The following is a 17,908-nucleotide window of genomic DNA, read 5'->3' on the forward strand; positions in this document are numbered from 1 at the left end:
CCTTTGCTTACCGGACCGTACGTGCCCGCGCGCTCACCTGCCGTCGACCGGGGTGTGCGCTATCCCTCACCCATCGACACGCTCGCGCGTCCTACCATCCGGTGATGAGCGAACGGCGGTCCAGCGAGTCCGGTTTCCCCATCAAGGGCGTCTACACGGCGGCCGACCTCCCCGAGGAGCTGGAGACCCGGCTGGGCGGCCCGGGGGAGTATCCGTACACCCGTGGGGTCTACCCCACCATGTACACGTCCCGCCCGTGGACCATGCGGCAGTACGCCGGCTTCGGCACCGCCACCGAGTCCAACGCCCGCTACCACCAGTTGCTGCGGGCCGGCACGATGGGGCTGTCGGTCGCCTTCGACCTGCCCACCCAGATGGGCTACGACTCCGACGACCCGATCGCGCACGGCGAGGTCGGCAAGGTCGGGGTGGCCATCGACTCGATCGACGACATGCGGATGCTCTTCGACGGCATCCCGCTGGACAAGGTCTCCACCTCGATGACCATCAACGCGCCGGGCTCGGTGCTGCTGCTGCTCTACCAGCTCGTCGCCGAGGAGACCGGGGTCGCCGGCTCCGCGCTCAACGGCACCATCCAGAACGACATCCTCAAGGAGTACATCGCCCGGGGGACGTACATCTTCCCGCCGAAGCCCTCGCTGCGGCTGGTGGCCGACACGTTCGGCTACTGCCGCAAGGAGGTGCCGAAGTGGAACACCATCTCCATCTCCGGCTACCACATGGCCGAGGCCGGCGCGACGCCCGCGCAGGAGATCGCGTTCACCCTGGCCAACGGCGTCGAGTACGTCCGCGCCGCGCTGGAGGCCGGGCTGGCCGTGGACGACTTCGCGCCCCGGCTGTCGTTCTTCTTCGTCGCCCGCACGACGCTGCTGGAGGAGGTGGCGAAGTTCCGCGCCGCCCGGCGGATCTGGGCCCGGCTGATGCGCGACGACTTCGGCGCCAAGGACCCGAAGTCGATGATGCTTCGCTTCCACACCCAGACCGCCGGCGTGCAGCTCACCGCCCAGCAGCCGGAGGTCAACCTGGTCCGGGTCGCGGTGCAGGGGCTGGGCGCGGTGCTCGGCGGCACCCAGTCGCTGCACACCAACAGCTTCGACGAGGCGATCGCGCTGCCCACCGAGAAGGCGGCCCGGCTGGCGCTGCGGACCCAGCAGGTGCTGGCGTACGAGACGGACCTGACCGCCACCGTGGACCCGTTCGCCGGGTCGTACGTGGTGGAGGCGATGACCGCCGAGATCGAGGCGGCGGCGGTGGAGCTGATGGACCGGGTGGCCGACCACGGTTCGGCGGTGGACGCCATCGAGGCGGGTTTCCAGAAGCGCGAGATCGAGCAGTCCGCGTACCGGATCGCCCAGGAGATCGACTCGGGCGAGCGGGTGGTGGTCGGCCTCAACCGGTTCACCGTCGACGAGGAGGAGCCGTACGAGCCGCTGCGGGTGGACCCGGCGATCGAGGCCGCCCAGGCGTCTCGGCTGGCCCGGCTGCGCGCCGAGCGGGACAACGGCGCGGTCGAGCGGGCCCTGGCGGAGCTGCGCGCCGCGGCCGAGGGCACCGAGAACGTGCTCTACCCGATGAAGGATGCGCTGCGGGCCCGGGCCACGGTCGGCGAGGTCTGCGGGACGCTGCGCCAGGTCTGGGGGACGTACCGGCCCAGCGACCGCTTCTGACCAGCGCGTGAACGGCGGCCTCCGCCGGTGCCCCCGGGTGCCGGCGGAGGCCGCCGTCGTGTGCGGTCGGGGTCGACAGGGGTCGTCAGGGGTGCCCCGCCGGAGCTACCGTCGGTGCAGGTATCCGGTGCGGCACGGAGCTCCTCGAGGCTCCCGTGGGCGCCCGGGCAGCGTGGCCTTCCGGGCGGGGCGTGTGCCGCGTGGGTTCCTGGGTAACCCGAACGGGTGAACGGGACGGACAGCGTGTCCGGCCGCGCGCGGGACGACCGTGTCACCGTCGGGAGTCGCCTGGTCGCCGGCTGTCGTCGGTTAATTGTCCGAGCGGCAGTTAATCGCGGCGACTAATGCGACAATTCGGAACGACGGCCCCGGATCGACGCCGATTTCGCGACCGCCGAATCGGTTACGCGTTGTAGGAGGTGTGGGGCAGATGACGGCGTTCGAACGCGATCTACCTGCTGTCCCGCAGATATTCGAGCCCTCTCACCAGGGCTTACGTGACGCTGTGCGGTCCGATCACTACCGTAACGAGGTTGCCCAGCGTCACCGTCGGAGGTCTAGGCTGTCTGCTGTCCTCCCCGATGATCCGTCCATTCCTAGTGATCGAGAATTCGACGTGACGAGTGCGTTGACGCTGCCGAACGGCAGCCAGCTGGCGTCGTCCTGGCCGGAGGCGCCATCCGGGTCCCAGCCCCTGCCCTACGAGCTCGACCATCTGCTCGCCCTGCGGGTACCCGGCCTCATCGCCACCCGTCGCCACATCCACTCCCACCCGGAGCTCTCCGGCGAGGAGTTCGAGACGGCGGCGCTGATCGCGCGGGAGCTCTCCCTGGCCGGCCTGCACCCGCGGCTGCTGCCCAAGGGCAACGGGGTCATCTGCGACATCGACGGCCGCCCGGACGGGCCGGTCATCGCGCTGCGCGCCGACATCGACGCGCTGCCGCTGACCGACGTCAAGGACGTGTCGTACCGGTCCACGGTGGAGGGCGTCTGCCACGCCTGCGGCCACGACGTGCACACTTCGGTGATGCTCGGCGTCGGCATGCTGCTGGCCCAGCTCGCCGACGCCGGCCAGCTCGACGGCCGGGTGCGGCTGATCTTCCAGCCGGCCGAGGAGATCCTGCCCTGCGGCTCGCTGGAGGTCATCGAGGCCGGCGGCCTGGAGGACGTGGTCCAGATCTTCGCCGTGCACTGCGACCCCAACCTGCCGGTGGGCAAGGTCGGCCTGCGGGTCGGCCCGATCACCGCCGCCGCCGACAACGTCACCGTCCGGCTCACCGGCCCGGGCGGGCACACCGCCCGGCCGCACCTGACGGTCGACCTGGTCGACGCGCTCGGCCGGCTGGTCACCGAGGTGCCGGCGCTGGTCAGTCGGCGGGTGCCGGCCAACAGCGGGCTGCTGCTGGTGTTCGGCCACGCCTCGGCCGGCACCCGGTACAACGTCATCCCGTCCGAGGCGTGCGCCTCGGGCACCCTGCGGGTGATGGATCGCGACACCTGGGAGCTGGCTCCCAAGATCGTTGCTCAGGTGGTCCGGGACGTCATCGCGCCCACCGGCGCCACGGTCGACCTGGAATACCTGCGCGGCCGTCCGCCGGTGAGCAACGACGCCCGCGCCATCGGGGTCCTCACCGCCGCCACCGCCGCGGCGCTCGGCCCCGAGGGGATCGCCGAGACGCCGCAGAGCATGGGCGGCGAGGACTTCTCCTGGTACCTGGAGTACGTCCCCGGCGCGTTGGCCCGCCTCGGCGTCGGCCGGTCCGGGCCCAACGTGGACCTGCACCGGGCGTCGTTCGACGTCGACGAGCGGGCCATCCCCGCCGGGGTGCGCCTCATGGTCCAGACCGCGCTGCGGGCACTGGCGGCGGTGCGGTAGGCGCCGGCGGACGCGGCGGGCCGACCGGCGTGGTGGGCGGCGCCGGTGGCGCGGGCCGCCCGCGACGCCGCCTGCGCAGCACCGCCAGGAACACCACCAGGGGTACGCCGAACGTCAGCAGCCAGGGCAGCACCGCCCCGAGCACGGTCAGCAGGATGGTCATCGAGGCCACGAAGACCTTCCAGCCGCCGCGCAGCCCCACCATGAAGCCGGTCTCGGTCTCCTCCTCGGCCGTCGAGGCGTCCTTCCCGACGAACGTCACGGTGATGGTGGAGAGCGCGGTCAGGTCGGACAGCCGGCGCTTCTTCGCCTCCAGCGAGGCGAGGTCGGCCTCCCGCCGGGACACCTCGTCCTCCAGCGACACCAGCTCGGGGATCGAGGTGGCCCGGGACAGCAGCTTGCGGGCACTTTCCACCCTGGCCCGCTGGGTGGCGATCCGAGCGTCCAGGTCGACCGTCTCTTCGGTGACGTCCTGCGTCTTCACCTCCCGGCGCTGCTGCTTGCCGTACGTCGCCAGCTCGTCGATGAGCGCGGTGAACTTCGCCGCCGGCACCCGCAGCTCCAGCTCCGCCTCGGCGTCGGCGGCCACGCTGCGCCGGTTGTCCCCACCGACGAACCCACCGGCCGCGCCCACCGCGGCGACCGCCCGACGGGCGGCGCCCTCGACGTCGTCCACCTGCACCCGCATCGTTCCGGTGTAGATGATCGACCGCTGGTCCACCCGCAGGTCCGGTGCGCCCGCGCCGGCCTTGCCCTGCTCGGCCGCCCCACCCACCGGCGCCCCGCCAGCCGGGGCCTCGGCCGCCGAGTCACCCGCCGAGTCCGAGCGGTCCGCCGCTCCGCAACCGGCCAGCAGCAACGCCGCCAGCCCCAGCGCCGCCAGGGCCCTGCCCCGGCGTCGTGTCATCTGTCTGTCCATCCCCGCTCCGTCCTCTGACTACCCCGGTCCCGGGGCGATAGCTCGGACGCGACGCGACACCGCGCCGGTTCCGGCAGACTGCGCTGAGGACGTCACGATTCGATAATCGAGGAGTCACGTATGCAACTCACCAAGTACGCCCACTCCTGCCTCCGGCTGGAGCACGACGGGGGAGTGCTCGTCGTCGACCCCGGAGTCCTCAGCGAGCCGGCGGCGCTGGACGGGGTGGACGCGGTGCTGATCACCCACGAGCACCCGGACCACGTGAACGTCGAGGCGCTGACCCGGGCGCTGGAGCGCCGCCCGTTCACCGTCAACGGCCCGGCCTCGCTAGCCGGCGTCCTGGGTGACGCCGAGGAGGCGCTGACCGTGGTCGCCCCCGGGGAGTCGTTCACCGCCGCCGGCGTGGCGGTCCGCGCCTACGGCGGCCGGCACGCCGTCATCCACCCCGACATCCCGGTCGTGGAGAACCTCGGGTACCTGTTCAACGACGTCGTCTACCACCCGGGGGACGCGCTGTTCGTGCCGGACGACGTCCAGGTCGACACCCTCTTCGCGCCGATCCATGCGCCCTGGTCGAAGTTCTCCGAGGTGGTCGACTTCATCCGGGCGGTCGCGCCGCGCCGCGCGTACGCCCTGCACGACGGGCTGCTCAACGGCAACGGGTTCGCCGTGCTCGACCGGCAGTACACGGCCCTGTCCGGGACCGACTACCGGCGGCTGGAACCGGGCAGCCGGATCGACGCCTGAGCCGTGCCCGCGCTCCCCTCCGACCTGGTCCAGCGGCTGTACCGCACGCCCCCGGACCGGTTCGTCGCCGCCCGGGACGCCGCCGTCGCCGAGGCCCGCCGCTCCGGTGACGCCGCCGGCGCCCGCCAGATCGCCCGGCTCAAGCGCCCCACCGTGGCGGCCTGGCTGGTCAACCTGCTCGCCCTCGAACGCCCCGAACTGGTCGCCGACCTGGCCCAGCTCGCCGACGCGCTGCGCACCGCCCAGCGCGACCTGAAGGGGCCGAAGCTGCGCGAGCTCTCCGCCCAGCGGCGCGCGGTCGTCGCCGCGCTGGTCGCCGAGGTGCGCCGGATCGCGGCCCGCAACCCGGACGCCCCGTCGGCCGGGAAGCTGCCGCTGGGCGAGGTGGAGGCCACCCTCAACGCGGCGCTCGCCGACGCCGAGGTGGCCGAGCAGGTCCGTGCCGGCACCCTGCTGCGGGCCGTCCACTACGCCGGCTTCGGCGAGGTGCCCCGGCCGCAGCTGCGGCTGGTCACCGGCGGGTTGGAGGAGCCGCCACGGGCACCGGACCGGGCGGCGGAACGGGCCGGGGAGCGCCGGGCGCGCGACGAGCGGGCGGCGGAGCGGGCCGCCCGGGCCGAGCGCGCGAAACGACGCCGGGCGCTGGAACGGGAGCTGGCGTCGGCGCGTACCGAACAGGGGCGGGCGGAGAAGGAGCTGGACGGCGCGGCGGCGGCCGAGCGGGACGGCGGCGCCGCGCTTGAAAAGATCGAGGCCGAACTGGCCGAACTGGAGCGTCGCCGGGCCGCCGCCGAGCAGGAGGTGAGCCGGTCCAAACTGGCCCGCCGGGCTGCCGAACGGTCGCTCACCGCCGCGCGCCGCCGGACCGGCGAGGTGGAGGCGGCGATCGAGGCGCTGGACGCCGAAGAGGAGGATGTCGCCACGGGCGACGGCGAGGCACACTGAGCGCGATGGATGCGTGCAGCGGGCGGTCAGGATGACGCCGGAACAGGTGGCAGCCGCCAGCAAGCCCGCCGTGCTCGAACTGGGCGAGCTGTTCAGCCGCTGCCCGGGGACGCTGCGCCGGGCACGGCTGCTGGGCATCTCCGGCTGGGCCTTCTACATCACCGGGCGGGCCGGTGCCCTCGGCGACGTCCGCGCGGAGACCGTCGCCGCCGCGGTCGGCTTCATCGCCCCGGACGCCGTCGCCGACGGTTGGGACGCCGCCGCCCGGGTGGTCCGTCCGCTGGAGGTGGCCAGCGCCAACCTCGCCGAGTGCTGCCGGTGGGGTGCCCAGCACCTGGACGACCTGCCCGGGATGCCCCGGCTGGCCGTGCTGCTGGAGCGGGTGGTCGCCGCGGCGGACGCCACCGGGATGCCGCTCTTCGCCGCCTGGCGGGCGATGCCGGTGCCGCAGCACGCCGCCGGCGCCCGCGCCGCGGTGGCGCTGCTGCTGCTCCGCGAGCACTTCACCGGGGCGTACCTGCTGGCGGTGCGGGCGGCCGGGATGACCCCGCTGGAGGCGGTGCTCGCCGGGCCGGAGGGGGAGGCGGGGGCGTCGGCCTGCGGCTGGTCGCCACCGTACCCGCCGGTCGGCCCGCTGGTGCGGCGGCGGCTCTGGGCCGAGGCGATGACCGACCGGTTGACCGCCACCGCCTTCCGCACCTTGCGCCCGGGGGAAGGTGCGGAGCTGGTGGAACTGCTCACCGCCACCCGGGCCCTGCTGTCCGGCACCCCCGCGCGCTGACCACCGCCCCGGTCGCGGTCTCTCGGGCCGGGCGGTCGACCTTGGGGCGGAAAAAAACCGGCGGCGCGGGACCCGCCCGCCCTGCCAGGATCGCGCCGTGACGCTTCCCGCTGGTTGGACCACGCGCCGCCCCACCCTCGACGACGTCCCCGCCATCCTCGCCGTGGTGCACGCCGCCGACACCTTCGCCGTCGGTTACCCGGACTTCGACGCCGAGGACGTCCGGGCCGCGCTGACCGCCCCCTTCTTCGACCCCGCCCGCGACTCCTGGCTGGTCACCGACCCCGACGGGACGGTCGTCGCCTGGACGGCGGTGGACAACCCGACCGGGGTGGGCCGCGACTTCGTCGAGGTCTACGTCGACCCGGAGCGCGGCGCGGACCTGCGCGCCCCGCTGCTGGCCCGGATGCTCGACCGGGTTGCCGAGCGGGCCGCCGAGCGGGACCTGCCCGCGCTGACCGTCCGGTCCACCGTCTTTCCGCCGGAGACCCGCTGGGCGGCGGAGCTGGCCGAGGCCGGCTTCACCCGGGTCAAGCGGTACGTGCGGATGACCCGCTCGCTGGCCGGGCTCCCCGCCGAGCCGCCGCCCCCGCCGGGGGTGACCGTGCGCCCGCTGCGCCCCGACGACGAGGCGGACCTGCGCCTGTTCCACCGGATCTTCGACACCGCGTTCCGGGACACCCCGGACTACGAGGCGGTCGGCTTCGACCGCTGGCGGGAGCAGATCCCGGCGTCCGGCAAGGTCTGGGACGAGTGGTTCGTGGCCGAGGTCGACGGCGAGCCGGCCGGCGCGCTGCAATCCTCCGACCAGGCGCTGGATCAGGACATGGGCTGGGTCCGCACGCTGTCGGTGCTGCCCGCGTACCGGCGGCGCGGGGTGGGCGCGGCGCTGCTGTGGCGGGCCCTCACCGGCTACGCCACCAAGGGCCGCGCCGCCGCCGGGCTCGGCGTGGACCTGACCAACCCGACCGCCCCGGTGACCCTCTACCGCTCGGTGGGGCTGGCCGAGGTGCGCTGGACCGACATGTACGAGCGGCTCGTCTCCGCCGCGGGTGTGTGATGGGCGACGCCGCCCGGGGCCGGCGGTGACGGTCCGTGGCGCCCGGAGCAGACTGGACGCGTGCGATACGCGCTACGCCGACGCGGTGCCGGTGGGGCGGGACCGCAGCTCGGTGACGTAGTCGTCCGGCGCGCCCGCCTTCTCGGCGGCGTTCGCGATCTCCGACAGGTACCAGGAGGTCGGCAGGCCGCCCTCGTACCCGTCGAAGACGTAGACCCACGCGGTGACGTCGCCGTCCAGGGTCGAGACGCGGACGTGCAGCTTGCGGTACGTGCCGGCGGTCACGCCCTCGATCTCGTCGAGCTGCGCGGCGTCGTACGGGTGGATGTCGTACAGCGCCACGAAGACCCGGTCGCCCGGGGACTCGACGACGGTGCTGACGGAGCCCTCCCAGCCGATCACGTCCTCGCCCGCGAAGGTCAGCCGCCAGCCCTCCAGCCAGCCGGTGCCCACCATCGGCGAATGCGGACAGTAGGCGCGCATCCGGGCGGGGTCCAGGTTTGAGCCGTAGGCGGCGTAGTGACGCACGGCGATGACGATAGCTCGGCGGGCGGGTGGGGGAGAATACGACGGTGCGTGTCGGACACGTTCGGGAGAAGAAAGTCACTGTGAACATCGACGAGGGGCGTGCGCTGTGAGCCGGATCGTGATCATCGGCGGGGGACCGGCCGGCTACGAGGCGGCGCTGGTCGCCGCGCAGCTGGACGCCGACGTCACCGTGGTGGAGGCCGAGGGGGCCGGCGGCGCCTGCGTGCTCTCCGACTGTGTGCCGTCGAAGACGTTCATCGCCAGCTCACAGGTGGTCACCGGCTACCGGGACACCGAGGAGTTCGGGGTGCACTCCGATGGGCTGGAGGCGGTCACCGTCGACGCCCGCGCGGTCCACGAGCGGGTGAAGCGGCTCGCCCTGGCCCAGTCCGACGACATCCACACCAAGCTGGTCAAGGCCGGGGTGACCTTCGTGGCCGGGACCGCCCGGCTGGGCGAGGACACGCTCGGTCACACCCACCGGGTGATCGTCACCCCGGCCGACGGCGGCCCCGAGCAGTCGATCGCCGCGTCGACCGTCCTGGTCGCCACCGGCGCCACCCCGCGCCAGCTGCCCACCGCCGTGCCCGACGGCGAGCGGATCCTGACCTGGCGGCAGGTGTACGACCTGCCCGAGCTGCCCGAGCACCTGATCGTGGTCGGCTCCGGCGTCACCGGCGCCGAGTTCGCCAGCGCCTACCTGGCGATGGGCGTCCAGGTCACGCTCGTCTCCAGCCGGGACCGGGTCATGCCGCACGAGGACGCCGACGCGGCGATGGCCATCGAGCGGGTGTTCCGCAACCGGGGCATGAGCATCCTCAACAACTCCCGGGCGGACGCGGTCCGCCGCACCGACGACGGCGTCGAGGTCCAGCTCTCCGACGGCCGGCTCGTGTCCGGCTCGCACGCGCTGATCGCCGTCGGCTCGATCCCCAACACCGCCGACCTGGGGCTGGCGGAGTACGGCGTCGAGCTGGCCCGGGGCGGTTACGTCACCGTCGACCGGGTCTCACGTACCAACGTCCCCGGCATCTACGCGGCCGGCGACTGCACCGGTGTGCTGCCGCTCGCCAGCGTCGCCGCGATGCAGGGCCGGATTGCGATGTGGCACGCGCTGGGCGAGGCGGTCCGGCCGCTGCGGCTGCGTACCGTGGCGGCGAACGTCTTCACCGACCCGGAGCTGGCCACGGTCGGCGTCTCCCAGGACGAGGTGGAGGCCGGCAAGGTGCCCGCCCGCCAGGTGATGCTGCCGCTGTCGGGCAACGCCCGGGCGAAGATGGACGACCTGGCCGACGGCTTCGTGAAGCTGTTCTGCCGCCCGGCCAGCGGCCAGGTGGTCGGCGGCGTGGTGGTGGCGCCCAAGGCGAGCGAGCTGATCCTGCCGATCACCATGGCGGTGGAGAACAACCTCACCGTCAACGAGCTGGCCCAGACCATCACGATCTACCCGTCGCTGTCCGGGTCGATCACCGAGGCGGCCCGCCAGCTCATGCTCCACGAGCTGGAGTGAGCCCCGGGGCGCCGGGCCGGCCCGCCGGCCCGGCGCTGCCCGGTCCCCGGCCACCCCGGCGGACCAGGGCGGTGGCGACGACCGCGAGCAGCCCCACCTCGGCCAGGATCAGCAGCCGCTCGGCGAGCCCGATCAGCAGCCGGTCGCCCGGGTAGGCCGACCAGATCATGGCCCCGGCGAGCGCGAGACTGACCAGCGCCAGGGCGCGCAGCCAGGGCGCGGTCCCGGGCAGCGCGTCCCGCCGGGCGAGCAGCCAGCCACCCACCGGCAGCGCCACGAAGGTCACCACGGAGGCGTACCGGTGCAGGTACGCGGCGGCGTCCATGGGCAGGCCGGGCTCGTTCGTGGGCACCACCGCGGCCAGCAACAACCCGCCGGCCGCGGCGGCGAGCGGCAGCTCGCCCACGGTCCGGGACCGGCGGACGCGGCGCAGGGCGGGGATCAGCACGGCGGCGGCGACCGCGAGCGCCACCATCGCCACGTCGATGACGCCGCCCCGGTCGGACACGGCGAAGTCGCTGACGGTCAGCGACCAGGGGTTCAGGTCGTCGTTCACCTCCAGGTGGCCGATCACGGTGAGCAACGCCGCCAGGGCGATCGCGCCGAGGGCCACCAGGCCAAGGTTCCGGGTCGTGGGCATGCCGCCAGCCTGTCGCCGGAGCGACCCGAAGCGGATCGGGGACGCCCACCGAGATCGCGGCCGGGGTCCACCCCTAGTGCGGTGCCGGTGGGGCGATGGTCCGCCGGTGGGGAGGGCCTCACCGCCGCTGGACGCTACCGACCTGACGACACCAACGACTCACGCCGACGGCGATCCGTTGACGTCATCAGGTTGGTAGCGCCGGAAGGGGTGCCCGCGTCGCGCCGGGTGGCGCGTCCTGACGGGCATTGGGTCGCGACGGGCCCGCCGGGTCGTGGCGGGCATCGCGCCGTGACGGGCGCCGGGCGGTAAGGGGCGTCGCGCCGTGGCAGGCGTCGCGCCGTGACGGGCGTCGCGCGGTAAGAGGCGTCGCGCCGTGACGGGCGTCGCGTCGTGACGGGCGCCTGGCGGTATGAGGCGTCGCATCGTGACGGGCATCGCGCCATGACGGGCGCCAGGTCGTGACGGGGCGCCGCGCCGAGACCGAGCGGGGCGGGCGTCAGTCGACGGGTACCTCGCTGCGGGTGCGGGCACTGACCAGCGTCATCGCCCAACCCGCCGCCGCGAACCCGGCCGCCGCCGCGGCCGCGATCAGCGCCAGCCGCCAGGCCGACTCGGTCAGCGCCGTGCCGCCGAGGTGGCCGACCAAACCGCCGTAGGCCGCCCAACCGGTCGCCGCGGCGCCCTCGTAGAAGAGGAAGAGCCGGTAGGGGTACCGGCTGCGGCCGGCGGAGAAGCAGGCCGCCATCCGGCCGCCGGGCACGAACCGGCAGAGCAGGATGACCAGCGGCCCCGGCTCGCGCAGCCCCCGGGTCACCCGGCCGGCCATCCGGCGGGCCCGGCTCGGCTCGGCGTGCCGGGGCGCGTGCCGGTCGGGGGCGCTGCGGCCGAGCAGGTAGCAGGCCAGGTCACCGGCGAAGACGCCGAGCGCGCCGACGCCGATGGTCAGCGGCAGGCTGAGCCCGCCGTAGACGGTCAGCGCGCCGCTGGTGATCATCACGATCTGGGTCGGGATGACCGGCACGAACGCGTCGGCGATCAGCAGGCCGAGCAGCACGACGTACGCCCACGTCGGCGAGGCGACGTCAGTGAGAAGTTCGAGCACGACTGCCACCTCGCCGGTCAAGGCCGATCAGATCCCCCGAGCCTGACGGCGTGTTCGCCGTCACCGGGGCCAGCCCCGGCCGGTGGTGACGGTGGACACGACAGGGCCACTTGGGTACAACGACGCAGTTCGGCCGGGGGTGATGGGCGGAACGGGTCGAATCCGGGCGGGATGCGGACGGCGGATCCGCGCTCCTCGGCGTACCGTTGTCGGCGCGCGGCCGTACGCGCGTCGGGCCCCCCGTTCCTGACGAGCCGGCCGCCGCGGGTCGCCGGCAGGTCCCGTGCCGGCGGCCCGCCCCTCCTCCCGGCTCGCTCCGACGCCCATCCGGGCGGCCGGCGGCGCGAGCCGGAAATGCGCTGGCACCGCCGCGCGCCGCGCCCGTACCGTCGAAGCATGCGCAGCGCGGTGGTGACCACGACGCCGGGAAACCCCGGCGCGCCGCACTGACGTTCGACGTCGACGAGGCCCCGGGGCGATCCGCCCCGGGGCCTCGCGGCGTCCGTGGCGAGGTCGCTCCCGGGTCATCACCCGTGAGGAGAGCGACATGATCGACCACCGCAGGCTCGGCCGGGAGCTGGACCTGTTCGTCTCCGACCCGCTCGCCGGCGCCGGGCTGCCGATCTGGCTGCCGGCCGGCGCCGCCGCCCGGCACGCGGTCGAGGAGTACGTCCGTGACCTGGAACGACAGGCCGGCTACCAGCACGTCTACTCGCCGCCGCTGGGCAAACGGGAGCTGTTCGCGCTCTCCGGGCACCTCGGCTACTTCGCCGACGACATGTTCCCGCCGCTGCGGCTCAGCGCCGACGACGAGTTCGTGCTGCGGCCGGCGCTCTGCCCGCACCACGCGCTGGTCTACCGGGCGCGCGGCCGCTCCTACCGGGAGCTGCCGCTGCGCATCGCCGAGCTGGGCGGGATGTACCGGGCGGAGCGGTCGGGCGTGCTGGGCGGCCTGTCCCGGGTCCGCGCCATCTCGCTCAACGACGCGCACAACTTCTGCGCACTGGACCAGGTCGGCGAGGAGGTGCGGGAGATCCTGCGGCTGATCCGCGAGGCGCACGCCGCGCTCGGCGTCCGCCCGGCCGGGTTCCGGCTGTCGCTGCGCGGGCCGGGGGAGAAGTACGTCGGCGACGACGCCCAGTGGGCGCGGGCCGAGGACCTGCTGCGCGCGGCGCTCGACGGGGTCGCCTTCACAGAGGCTCCGGGCGAGGCCGCCTTCTACGGCCCGAAGATCGACATTCAGATCGTCGACGCCGCCGGCCGGGAGTCCACCCTCTCCACCGTCCAGCTCGACTTCGACAAGCCGGAGCGGTTCGACCTGTCGTACACCGACGCGTCCGGGGCCCGGCGGCGGCCGGTGATGGTGCACCGCAGCCTGGTCGGCAGCATGGAACGGCTCTTCGCCTACCTGATCGAGGTGCACCAGGGCGCCTTCCCGGCCTGGTACGCCCCGGTGCAGCTGGTGCTGCTGCCGGTCGATGCCGGGCAGGCGGGGGCGGCCGCCGAACTCGCCCGCCGGGCCGTCGCCGCCGGGCTGCGGGCCGAGGTCGACGCCGGCGGCTCGCTGGGCGCCCGGATCCGCGACGCCGCCCACCGCCGGGTGCCGTACGTCGGGGTGGTGGGCGCCCGGGAGGCGGCCGACGGGTCGGTCTCGCTGCGCCTGCGCGACGGCCGGGGGTTGGAACCGATGCCCGTCGCGGACGCGTTGGGGCTGGTCGGGGCGGTGGTCGCCGCCCGCTCGGCCGACCTGCTGCCGGCGCCCGCCTGAGCCGGTCATGAGGAGAGCGCCCCCTGGACCGACGGGGTCCGGGGGGCCGCCCCGTCGTCCTCGTCGTCCACCAGCGCGCCGGCGAACTGCGACCGGTACAGCCGGTGGTACGCCCCCTTCGCGGCGAGCAACTGCTCGTGGGTGCCCTGCTCGACGATCCGGCCGTGCTCCATCATCAGGATCAGGTCGGCGTCGCGGATGGTGGAGAGCCGGTGCGCGATGACGAAGCTGGTCCGGTCCGAGCGCAGCGCCGCCATCGCCCGCTGGAGCAGCACCTCCGTGCGGGTGTCCACACTGCTGGTGGCCTCGTCGAGGATCAGCAGCGACGGCTCGGCCAGGAACGCCCGGGCGATCGTGATGAGCTGCTTCTCGCCGGCGCTGACGTTGCTGCCCTCCTCGTCGATGACGGTGTCGTACCCGTCCGGGAGGCTGCGCACGAAGCGGTCCACGAAGGTGGCCCGGGCGGCGGCCAGGATCTCCTCCTCGGTAGCGTCCGGCCGGCCGTAGGCGATGTTGTCCCGGATGGTGCCGCCGAAGAGCCAGGTGTCCTGGAGCACCATGCCGATCCGGCTGCGCAGCTCGTCCCGGGGCATGCTGGTGATGTCCACCCCGTCGAGGGTGATCCAGCCCGCGTCCAGCTCGTAGAAGCGCATGATCAGATTGACCAGGGTGGTCTTGCCGGCGCCGGTCGGGCCGACGATCGCCACGGTGTGACCCGGCTCGGCGACCAGCGACAGGTCGTCGATCAGCGGCTTTTCCGGGTCGTACCGGAAGGAGACGTGTGCGAACTCGACCCGGCCGGTGACCCGGGGCGGCGCAACCTTGTCCTGGCTCTGCTCCTGGGCGTCGAGCACCGCGAAGACCCGCTCGGCGGAGGCCACCCCGGACTGGAGCAGGTTCGCCATCGAGGCGACCTGGGTGAGCGGCTGGGTGAACTGCCGCGAGTACTGGATGAACGCCTGCACGTCGCCGAGGCTCATCGTCCCGGAGGCCACCCGCAGCCCGCCGACCACGGCGATCGCGACGTAGCTGAGGTTCCCGACGAACATCATCGCCGGCATGATGATCCCGGAGATGAACTGAGCCCCGAAGCTGGCTCGGAACAGCTCCTCGTTCTTCGCGTGGAAGGCGGCTTCCACCTCGCGCTGCCGACCGAAGACCTTGACCAGCTCGTGGCCGGTGTACGCCTCCTCGATCTGGCCGTTCAGCTCACCGGTGTGCCGCCACTGGGCGATGAACTTCTGCTGCGACCGCTTGGCGATCCGCTGGGTCACGATCACCGACAGCGGCACCGCGACCAGCGCCACCAACGCCAGCAGCGGCGAGATCCAGAACATCATCGCCAGCACGCCGACGACGGTCAGCAGCGAGGTGAGCAGCTGGCTGAGCGTCTGCGACAGGGTCTGCGAGATGTTGTCGATGTCGTTGGTGACCCGGCTGAGCAGTTCGCCCCGGGGCTGCCGATCGAAGTAGGGCAAAGGCAGCCGGTGGAGCTTCTCCTCCACCTCGGCGCGCAGCCGCAGCACGGTCCGCTGCACCACCCCGTTGAGCAGCCACCCCTGCCACCAGATCAGCACACTGGCCGCCAGGTAGAGCGCCAGGGCCAGGACGAGCACCCGGCCGAGGGCGGTGAAGTCGATCCCGGCGCCCGGCACCACGTCCATCCGGGCGAGCATGTCGGCGTAGTTGTCGTTGCCGGCGGCCCGGGCCGCCGCCGCGGCCTGCTCCGTGGTGGTCCCGGCGGGCAGTTGCCGACCGATCACCCCGCTGAAGATCAGGTCGGTGGCGTGGCCGAGGAGCTTCGGACCGATGACGCTGAGCCCGATGCTCGCCACGGCGAGCGTGATCACCGCGGCCAGCTGGAGCCGGTGCGGCCGCAGCCGGCCGAGCAGGCGCCGGGCCGACGGACCGAAGTTCATCGACTTCTCGGCCGGCATCGCGGCGCCCATCCACGGCGGACCGCCGCGCTGGCCGCCGGGGGGCAGCCGCTTCGGCGTCCGTGCCTCCGGGACCTTCTGCTCGGGTACGGGCGCCCGGCCGTCACCGGCCTGCGTGGTCCGCTCGTCGGGCTTGCTCACGCCGGCACCTCCGCCGTCTGCTGGGACGCGACGATCTCGGCGTACGTCGGGCAGCTCTTCAGCAGTTCCTCGTGTCGTCCCGTGCCGACGACGCCGCCGTCCTCGAGCACGATGATCTGGTCGGCGTCGACGATCGTGGAGACCCGCTGGGCCACGATCACCACGGCCGCGTCCGCGGTGACCGGCCGCAGCGCCGCCCGCAGCCGGGCGTCGGTGCCGAGGTCCAGCGCCGAGAACGAGTCGTCGAAGAGGTAGATCTCCGGCTGGCGGACCAGCGCCCGGGCGATCGCCAGCCGCTGCCGCTGACCGCCGGAGACGTTCGTGCCGCCCTGGGCGATCGGGGCGTCCAGCCCGCCCGGCATCTCGGCCACGAAGTCCCGCGCCTGGGCGATCTCCAGCGCCTGCCACAGCTCCTCGTCGGTGGCGTCCGGGTTGCCGTACCGGAGGTTGCTGGCGACCGTTCCGCTGAACAGGTACGGCCGCTGCGGCACCAGCCCGATCCGGCGCCACACCTCGTCCGGTTCCAGCAGCCGCACGTCCACGCCGTCGACCAGCACCGCGCCGGCGGTCGGGTCGACCAGCCGGGGGACCAGGGTGAGCAGGGTGGTCTTGCCGGCGCCGGTGGACCCGATGATGGCGGTGGTCCGGCCCGGCCCGGCCCGGAACGAGATGTCGTGCAGCACCGGAGCACTCGCCCCGGGGTACTGGAAGGCGACGCGGCGAAGCTCCAGCTCGGCGCGCCTGGTCATCGCGATCAACGGATCGGCCGGCGGCACCACCGACGACTCGGTGTCCAGCACCTCGACGATCCGCTCGGCGCAGACCGCCGCGCGCGGCACCATCATCAGCATGAAGGTGGCCATCATGACGGCCATCAGGATCTGCATCAGGTACTGCAGGAACGCGGTCAGCGCGCCGATCTGCATCTGATCGGCGTCGACCCGCTGCGCGCCGAACCAGAGCACCGCGACGCTGGAGACGTTGAGCACCAGCATGATCACCGGGAAGATCAGGGCCATCAGTCGGCCGACCCGCAGCGCCGTCGCGGTGAGGTCGGCGTTGGCGACGCCGAACCGGTCCGTCTCGTACGGCTCGCGGACGAACGCCCGGATCACCCGGATGCCGGTGATCTGCTCGCGCAGCACCCGGTTGACCGTGTCGATCCGGGTCTGCATCTCCCGGAATCCCGGCACCATCCGCCGGACGACCAGGCCCAGCGCGATCGCCAGCACCGGCACGCAGACCAGCATCAGCCGGGAGAGCGCGAGGTCCTCCCGCAGCGCCATCACCATCCCGCCGACGCACATGATCGGCGCGGCGACCAGCATGGTGCAGCTCATCAGCACGAGCATCTGCACCTGCTGCACGTCGTTCGTGTTGCGGGTGATCAGGGACGGCGCGCCGAACCGGGCGACCTCCCGGGCGGAGAAGCGGTTGACCTGCGCGAAGACGGCGGCCCGGGCGTCCCGGCCGAAGGCCATCGCGGTCCGCGCGCCGAGGTAGACGGCGGCCACCGAGCAGGCGATCTGGACCAGGCTGACCAGCAGCATCCACCCGCCGGTACGCATGATGTAGTCGGTGTCGCCCCGGGCCACGCCCTGGTCGATGATGTCGGCGTTGAGGCTCGGCAGGTAGAGCGAGGCCATCGTGCCGACGAACTGGAGCAGCACCACCCCGGCCAGTGGCCGGCGGTACGGGCGCAGATGATTCCGCAGTAGGCGGATCAGCACGGGCGGCCTCCCGGTCTCGCCTCGTCGGATTCCTGGTCTGCCGGGTTCAACCGGGTGTCCTCCCCGTCGGACATGGTCACAATCAACTCGGTCAGGAACTCGCGGATCACCGCCTTCTTCGCCGGGTCGGCGTCGACGGAGGTCAGCGGGGTGTCGCTGTGGATCAGGTCGAAGAGGGCCTGCACGTGCTCGCGTCCCTTGTCGGTCAGCGCGAGCTGCACCGTCCGGCGGTCGGCGCCCGCCCGGTGCCGCTCGACGAAGCCGTCGCGCTCCAGGGTGTCGACGATCCCGGTGAGGGTGGCGGGCCGGACGAAGGAGCGTTCGGCGACGTCCCGGTGGGTGGTCTCGCCGGTGCGGGACAGGATGAACAGCACCCGCATCCCGGCGGTCGTGAGGCCGTGGTGCTCGGACAGGTAGCGACCCCAGTGCTGGTCGACCAGGTGGCCGGCGACCGAGACCAGCCGCCCCATCGGCGCGTTACGCAGCAGGTCCGGGAATCGGGCCAGGGGTTCCATGTGCACGGCGCTGAC

General features: G+C 73.3%; 15 protein-coding genes. 8 read left to right on the top strand and 7 right to left on the bottom strand.

What is annotated here, in order from left to right; all coding sequences use genetic code 11:
• The first annotated feature begins 104 nt into the window (after positions 1-104).
• Both ACTWM8_RS04175 and ACTWM8_RS04180 read left to right on the top strand, forming a co-directional pair.
• Positions 105-1,688, top strand: coding sequence for an acyl-CoA mutase large subunit family protein (locus ACTWM8_RS04175; RefSeq protein ID WP_357996497.1), 1,584 nt, complete (start codon positions 105-107; stop codon positions 1,686-1,688).
• A gap of 616 nt (positions 1,689-2,304) precedes the next feature.
• Positions 2,305-3,564: an amidohydrolase gene (locus tag ACTWM8_RS04180; protein WP_446212629.1), complete on the top strand. Its 1,260-nt coding sequence runs from the start codon at positions 2,305-2,307 to the stop codon at positions 3,562-3,564.
• Here the strand turns inward: ACTWM8_RS04180 and ACTWM8_RS04185 are convergent.
• Complete coding sequence (locus ACTWM8_RS04185; protein ID WP_446212630.1) at positions 3,521-4,483, bottom strand: DUF4349 domain-containing protein; 963 nt, start codon at positions 4,481-4,483, stop codon at positions 3,521-3,523. The two genes, ACTWM8_RS04180 and ACTWM8_RS04185, sit on opposite strands and share 44 nt — an antisense overlap.
• 120 nt (positions 4,484-4,603) lie before the next feature.
• Between ACTWM8_RS04185 and ACTWM8_RS04190 the strand changes: the two genes are divergently transcribed.
• The 4 genes from ACTWM8_RS04190 (at position 4,604) to ACTWM8_RS04205 (ending at position 8,019) form a co-directional block, all read left to right on the top strand.
• Positions 4,604-5,233 (top strand): MBL fold metallo-hydrolase, encoded by a 630-nt coding sequence (locus ACTWM8_RS04190; RefSeq protein WP_446212631.1) that lies wholly within the window; start codon positions 4,604-4,606, stop codon positions 5,231-5,233.
• 3 nt (positions 5,234-5,236) lie between these two features.
• Positions 5,237-6,178: a hypothetical protein gene (locus tag ACTWM8_RS04195; protein WP_446212632.1), complete on the top strand. Its 942-nt coding sequence runs from the start codon at positions 5,237-5,239 to the stop codon at positions 6,176-6,178.
• A gap of 31 nt (positions 6,179-6,209) precedes the next feature.
• Positions 6,210-6,959 carry an SCO6745 family protein gene (locus ACTWM8_RS04200; protein ID WP_446212633.1) on the top strand — a complete coding sequence of 250 codons (750 nt, stop codon included), beginning with the start codon at positions 6,210-6,212 and terminating at the stop codon, positions 6,957-6,959.
• A 97-nt stretch (positions 6,960-7,056) separates the two neighbouring features.
• Positions 7,057-8,019, top strand: a complete 963-nt coding sequence (locus ACTWM8_RS04205; RefSeq protein ID WP_446212634.1) for a GNAT family N-acetyltransferase — start codon at positions 7,057-7,059, stop codon at positions 8,017-8,019.
• A gap of 72 nt (positions 8,020-8,091) precedes the next feature.
• Here ACTWM8_RS04205 and ACTWM8_RS04210 read toward each other — a convergent pair whose 3' ends face one another.
• On the bottom strand, positions 8,092-8,547 hold the full coding sequence (locus ACTWM8_RS04210) for a gamma-glutamylcyclotransferase (RefSeq protein WP_154939618.1): 456 nt from the start codon (positions 8,545-8,547) through the stop codon (positions 8,092-8,094).
• A 106-nt stretch (positions 8,548-8,653) separates the two neighbouring features.
• Between ACTWM8_RS04210 and ACTWM8_RS04215 the strand changes: the two genes are divergently transcribed.
• Complete coding sequence (locus tag ACTWM8_RS04215; protein WP_446212635.1) at positions 8,654-10,057, top strand: NAD(P)H-quinone dehydrogenase; 1,404 nt, start codon at positions 8,654-8,656, stop codon at positions 10,055-10,057.
• Here ACTWM8_RS04215 and ACTWM8_RS04220 read toward each other — a convergent pair.
• Positions 10,035-10,697: a DUF998 domain-containing protein gene (locus tag ACTWM8_RS04220; RefSeq protein WP_446212636.1), complete on the bottom strand. Its 663-nt coding sequence runs from the start codon at positions 10,695-10,697 to the stop codon at positions 10,035-10,037. The two genes, ACTWM8_RS04215 and ACTWM8_RS04220, sit on opposite strands and share 23 nt — an antisense overlap.
• Before the next feature lie 499 nt (positions 10,698-11,196).
• The gene (locus ACTWM8_RS04225) at positions 11,197-11,802 is read right to left on the bottom strand and encodes a DedA family protein (protein ID WP_446212637.1); all 606 of its coding nucleotides are present in this window, start codon (positions 11,800-11,802) and stop codon (positions 11,197-11,199) included.
• Between the two features lie 547 nt (positions 11,803-12,349).
• Between ACTWM8_RS04225 and thrS the strand changes: the two genes are divergently transcribed.
• Entirely contained in the window at positions 12,350-13,570 is a 1,221-nt protein-coding gene (gene thrS / locus ACTWM8_RS04230; RefSeq protein ID WP_446212638.1) for a threonine--tRNA ligase, read from the top strand.
• Between the two features lie 5 nt (positions 13,571-13,575).
• On the opposite strand, the gene ACTWM8_RS04235 is transcribed toward thrS, so the two are convergent.
• From ACTWM8_RS04235 to ACTWM8_RS04245, 3 genes are all read right to left on the bottom strand, one after another.
• On the bottom strand, positions 13,576-15,519 hold the full coding sequence (locus ACTWM8_RS04235; protein WP_446214463.1) for an ABC transporter ATP-binding protein: 1,944 nt from the start codon (positions 15,517-15,519) through the stop codon (positions 13,576-13,578).
• Positions 15,520-15,644: 125 nt separating this feature from the next.
• Complete coding sequence (locus ACTWM8_RS04240; protein WP_446212639.1) at positions 15,645-17,378, bottom strand: ABC transporter ATP-binding protein; 1,734 nt, start codon at positions 17,376-17,378, stop codon at positions 15,645-15,647.
• Positions 17,372-17,893, bottom strand: a complete 522-nt coding sequence (locus ACTWM8_RS04245) for a MarR family winged helix-turn-helix transcriptional regulator (RefSeq protein WP_446214464.1) — start codon at positions 17,891-17,893, stop codon at positions 17,372-17,374. Before ACTWM8_RS04245 ends, ACTWM8_RS04240 begins: the two co-directional genes overlap by 7 nt.
• Positions 17,894-17,908: the final 15 nt, after the last annotated feature.

The organism is Micromonospora sp. IBSANI012 (assembly GCF_052814045.1).